This is a genomic window from Marinobacter sp. EhC06, from assembly GCF_001650915.1.
Taxonomy (GTDB): Bacteria; Pseudomonadota; Gammaproteobacteria; order Pseudomonadales; family Oleiphilaceae; genus Marinobacter.
Window position 1 is genome coordinate 1 of record NZ_LXYO01000020.1, and the last position, 5515, is coordinate 5515.

Sequence of the window (5515 nt, forward strand, 5' to 3'; positions counted from 1 at the left end):
TTAGGAGCCTGACGATGACCTACTCTCACATGGGCAACGCCACACTACCATCGGCGCTGGTCTGTTTCACTTCTGAGTTCGGGATGGGATCAGGTGGTTCCAGACCGCTATGGTCGTCAGGCAAAACGGTTGATCACTGGGGGACGAGATGGAACTGAGTGATATTGATTTCTTTGCTGCGTTATCCGCAATTGTCTTGGGTGTTATATAGTCAAGCCGCACGAGCAATTAGTATCGGTTAGCTCAACGCCTCGCAGCGCTTACACACCCGACCTATCAACGTCCTGGTCTTGAACGGCTCTTCAGGGACCTCGAGGGTCCAGGGAGATCTCATCTTGGAAGGGGCTTCCCGCTTAGATGCTTTCAGCGGTTATCCTGTCCGAACATAGCTACCGGGCAATGCGACTGGCGTCACAACCCGAACACCAGAGGTTCGTCCACTCCGGTCCTCTCGTACTAGGAGCAGCTTTCCTCAAATCTCCAACGTCCACGGCAGATAGGGACCGAACTGTCTCACGACGTTCTAAACCCAGCTCGCGTACCACTTTAAATGGCGAACAGCCATACCCTTGGGACCGGCTTCAGCCCCAGGATGTGATGAGCCGACATCGAGGTGCCAAACACCGCCGTCGATGTGAACTCTTGGGCGGTATCAGCCTGTTATCCCCGGAGTACCTTTTATCCGTTGAGCGATGGCCCTTCCATACAGAACCACCGGATCACTATGACCTACTTTCGTACCTGCTCGACGTGTCTGTCTCGCAGTTAAGCGGGCTTGTGCCATTACACTAACCGCATGATGTCCGACCATGCTTAGCCCACCTTTGTGCTCCTCCGTTACGCTTTGGGAGGAGACCGCCCCAGTCAAACTACCCACCACACAGTGTCCTCATCCCCGATAAGGGGACCAAGTTAGAACCTCAAACATGTCAGGCTGGTATTTCAAGGTTGGCTCCATGAGAACTGGCGTTCCCACTTCAAAGCCTCCCAGCTATCCTACACAAACATGCTCAAAGTTCACTGTGAAGCTATAGTAAAGGTTCACGGGGTCTTTCCGTCTAGCCGCGGATACACCGCATCTTCACGGCGATTTCAATTTCACTGAGTCTCGGGTAGAGACAGCGCCCCCATCGTTACGCCATTCGTGCAGGTCGGAACTTACCCGACAAGGAATTTCGCTACCTTAGGACCGTTATAGTTACGGCCGCCGTTTACCGGGGCTTCGATCAAGAGCTTCGCGCAAGCGCTAACCCCATCAATTAACCTTCCGGCACCGGGCAGGCGTCACACCGTATACGTCCACTTTCGTGTTTGCACAGTGCTGTGTTTTTAATAAACAGTCGCAGGGGCCTGGTATCTTCGACTGGCGTCAGCTCCACCCGCAAGGGGTCTCACCTACCACCAGCGTGCCTTCTCCCGAAGTTACGGCACCATTTTGCCTAGTTCCTTTACCCGAGTTCTCTCAAGCGCCTTGGTATTCTCTACCTGACCACCTGTGTCGGTTTGGGGTACGGTCTCGAATAGCCTGAAGCTTAGAAGATTTTCCTGGAAGCATGGCATCAATGACTTCCCGCTCTAAGAGCAGTCGTCGTCGCGTCTCGAGATTGTGGACCCGGATTTGCCTAAGTCCACTCCCTACTCGCTTAAACCGGGACAACCGTCGCCCGGCTCACCTAGCCTTCTCCGTCTCTCCATCGCAGCTATCCAAGGTACGGGAATATTAACCCGTTTCCCATCGACTACACCTTTCGGTCTCGCCTTAGGGGCCGACTCACCCTGCGCCGATTAGCGTTGCGCAGGAACCCTTGGTCTTCCGGCGTGCGGGTTTTTCACCCGCATTGTCGTTACTCATGTCAGCATTCGCACTTCTGATACCTCCAGCATGCTTCTCAACACACCTTCACAGGCTTACAGAACGCTCCCCTACCCCGCATACAAAGTATGCAGCCGCAGCTTCGGTGACCAGTTTGAGCCCCGTTACATCTTCCGCGCAGGCCGACTCGACTAGTGAGCTATTACGCTTTCTTTAAAGGATGGCTGCTTCTAAGCCAACCTCCTAGCTGTCTGAGCCTTCCCACATCGTTTCCCACTTAACTGGTACTTGGGGACCTTAGCTGGCGGTCTGGGTTGTTTCCCTCTTCACGACGGACGTTAGCACCCGCCGTGTGTCTCCCGGATAGTACTCACAGGTATTCGGAGTTTGCATCGGGTTGGTAAGTCGGGATGACCCCCTAGCCGAAACAGTGCTCTACCCCCTGTGGTATTCGTCCGAGGCGCTACCTAAATAGCTTTCGGGGAGAACCAGCTATCTCCGGGCTTGATTAGCCTTTCACTCCGATCCACAAGTCATCCCCTGGCTTTTCAACGACAGTGGGTTCGGTCCTCCAGTGCCTGTTACGGCACCTTCAACCTGCTCATGGATAGATCGCCCGGTTTCGGGTCTATGCCCAGCGACTAAATCGCCCTATTCAGACTCGGTTTCCCTACGGCTCCCCTAAACGGTTAACCTCGCCACTGAACATAAGTCGCTGACCCATTATACAAAAGGTACGCCGTCACGGAACAAGTCCGCTCCGACTGCTTGTACGCATACGGTTTCAGGATCTATTTCACTCCCCTCACAGGGGTTCTTTTCGCCTTTCCCTCACGGTACTGGTTCACTATCGGTCAGTCAGGAGTATTTAGCCTTGGAGGATGGTCCCCCCATGTTCAGACAGGATATCACGTGTCCCGTCCTACTCGATTTCACCAGACTCAGGTTTCGGATACGGGGCTATCACCCACTATGGCGGCACTTTCCAGAGCCTTCTCCTACCAGTTGTCTAGCTTAAGGGCTAGTCCCCGTTCGCTCGCCGCTACTTAGGGAATCTCGGTTGATTTCTTTTCCTCGGGGTACTTAGATGTTTCAGTTCCCCCGGTTCGCCTCTTACACCTATGGATTCAGTGTAAGATACCGACCCGAAAGTCGGTGGGTTTCCCCATTCAGAAATGCCCGGATCACAGCTTGTTTGCCAGCTCCCCGAACCTTATCGCAGGCTTCCACGTCTTTCATCGCCTCTGACTGCCAAGGCATCCACCGTATGCGCTTAGTTGCTTGACTATATAACCCCAAGACAACTGATCACGATTCAACATCCCTCACCAGGCAAGCCTGATAAAGAACCCTGTTTCGAGACAGCCACTTGAAGCAATATAACAACCACTTCAACGACAACACCGGATAACGCTTGAAATCGTTATCACTCTGATCAATGAATTCCGGAGATAATGGAATCCATCAATCGTGTTCTATCTCGTCCAATTTGTTAAAGAGCAAATCTGACCCAGTGATCAGAAAGGAAGGCTTCATCAGTATGAAACATTCGTTTCTGTACACTACTAACCGGAGTTAGTCAGTTTAAAGCATCGATCGTTCAGGCTTTTGGTGGAGCCAGGCGGGATCGAACCGCCGACCTCCTGCGTGCAAGGCAGGCGCTCTCCCAGCTGAGCTATGGCCCCTCGATCTTCCACACAAGCCAGGTCAATTCAACCTCAGCTATAGAATTGTGTGGATCTAGGCGCTTGCAAGCGTAGCGTGCGAGTAGCACGTGAGCTTGGAAGCAACGACGAGCCACGCAATTCTGGTGGGTCTGGGTGGACTTGAACCACCGACCTCACCCTTATCAGGGGTGCGCTCTAACCACCTGAGCTACAGACCCAAAAACACGGGCCTGCAACGACCCATCTGCTCTCTTTATTCAGCCAACCAAGTAATTCGTGTGGACTCTGACCGAAGCTTTCGGCTTCGTTTAAGGAGGTGATCCAGCCGCAGGTTCCCCTACGGCTACCTTGTTACGACTTCACCCCAGTCATGAACCACACCGTGGTGATCGTCCTCCCGAAGGTTAGACTAACCACTTCTGGTGCAATCCACTCCCATGGTGTGACGGGCGGTGTGTACAAGGCCCGGGAACGTATTCACCGTGACATTCTGATTCACGATTACTAGCGATTCCGACTTCACGCAGTCGAGTTGCAGACTGCGATCCGGACTACGATGCGTTTTGTGAGATTGGCTCCCCCTCGCGGGTTTGCAGCCCTCTGTGCGCACCATTGTAGCACGTGTGTAGCCCTGGCCGTAAGGGCCATGATGACCTGACGTCATCCCCACCTTCCTCCGGTTTGTCACCGGCAGTCTCCCTAGAGTTCTCAGCCGAACTGCTAGCAACTAGGGATAGGGGTTGCGCTCGTTACGGGACTTAACCCAACATCTCACGACACGAGCTGACGACGGCCATGCAGCACCTGTGTCAGAGTTCCCGAAGGCACCAATCCATCTCTGGAAAGTTCTCTGCATGTCAAGGCCAGGTAAGGTTCTTCGCGTTGCGTCGAATTAAACCACATGCTCCACCGCTTGTGCGGGCCCCCGTCAATTCATTTGAGTTTTAACCTTGCGGCCGTACTCCCCAGGCGGTCTACTTAGTGCGTTAGCTGCGCCACTAAGACTTCAAGAGTCCCAACGGCTAGTAGACATCGTTTACGGCGTGGACTACCAGGGTATCTAATCCTGTTTGCTCCCCACGCTTTCGCACCTCAGTGTCAGTGTTGGTCCAGGTAGCCGCCTTCGCCACTGGTGTTCCTTCCTATATCTACGCATTTCACCGCTACACAGGAAATTCCACTACCCTCTACCACACTCTAGCCTGACAGTTCGAAATGCCGTTCCCAGGTTAAGCCCGGGGCTTTCACATCTCGCTTATCAAACCACCTACGCGCGCTTTACGCCCAGTAATTCCGATTAACGCTTGCACCCTCCGTATTACCGCGGCTGCTGGCACGGAGTTAGCCGGTGCTTCTTCTGTGAGTAACGTCAAGCCCTACGAGTATTAGTCGCAGAGTTTTCCTCCTCACTGAAAGTGCTTTACAACCCGAAAGCCTTCTTCACACACGCGGCATGGCTGGATCAGGGTTGCCCCCATTGTCCAATATTCCCCACTGCTGCCTCCCGTAGGAGTTCGGGCCGTGTCTCAGTCCCGATGTGGCTGATCATCCTCTCAGACCAGCTACGGATCGTCGCCTTGGTAGGCCTTTACCCCACCAACTAGCTAATCCGACATAGGCACATCCAATAGCGCAAGGTCCGAAGATCCCCTGCTTTCCCCCGAAGGGCGTACGCGGTATTAATCCGGGTTTCCCCGGGCTATCCCCCACTACTGGGCAGTTTCCTATGCATTACTCACCCGTCCGCCGCTCGTCAGCGGGGTGCAAGCACCCCCTGTTACCGCTCGACTTGCATGTGTTAAGCCTGCCGCCAGCGTTCAATCTGAGCCATGATCAAACTCTTCAGTTTAAATCATACAAGAATCCGAAGATTCTCTATTCTTGCTCAAGACAAAACTCAATTTCGACGAGTCACTGTCCTGATATTTCATATCCGAAATACCTCGGCCAGCGCCCACACGAATTACTTGGTCAACTTTTTAAAGAGCGTTTGAGCTGTTGCTCAATCAAGGCCGCGTATTCTACATCGTTCCGC

Annotated in this window: 2 tRNA genes and 3 rRNA genes; all 5 read right to left on the reverse strand. The window is 53.5% G+C overall.

Features of this window, described 5'->3' with window-relative positions:
• Positions 1 to 6: 6 nt before the first annotated feature.
• Positions 7 to 121, reverse strand: a 5S ribosomal RNA gene (gene rrf / locus A8B84_RS09925).
• An 86-nt stretch (positions 122 to 207) separates the two neighbouring features.
• Positions 208 to 3100, reverse strand: a 23S ribosomal RNA gene (locus tag A8B84_RS09930).
• Between the two features lie 322 nt (positions 3101 to 3422).
• Positions 3423 to 3498 (reverse strand) — tRNA-Ala (locus tag A8B84_RS09935).
• 123 nt (positions 3499 to 3621) lie between these two features.
• Positions 3622 to 3698, reverse strand: a tRNA-Ile gene (locus A8B84_RS09940).
• A 91-nt stretch (positions 3699 to 3789) separates the two neighbouring features.
• A 16S ribosomal RNA gene (locus tag A8B84_RS09945) occupies positions 3790 to 5329 on the reverse strand.
• Together the 16S, 23S and 5S rRNA genes with 2 tRNA genes alongside form the textbook arrangement of a ribosomal RNA operon.
• Between the last annotated feature and the right edge of the window lie 186 nt (positions 5330 to 5515).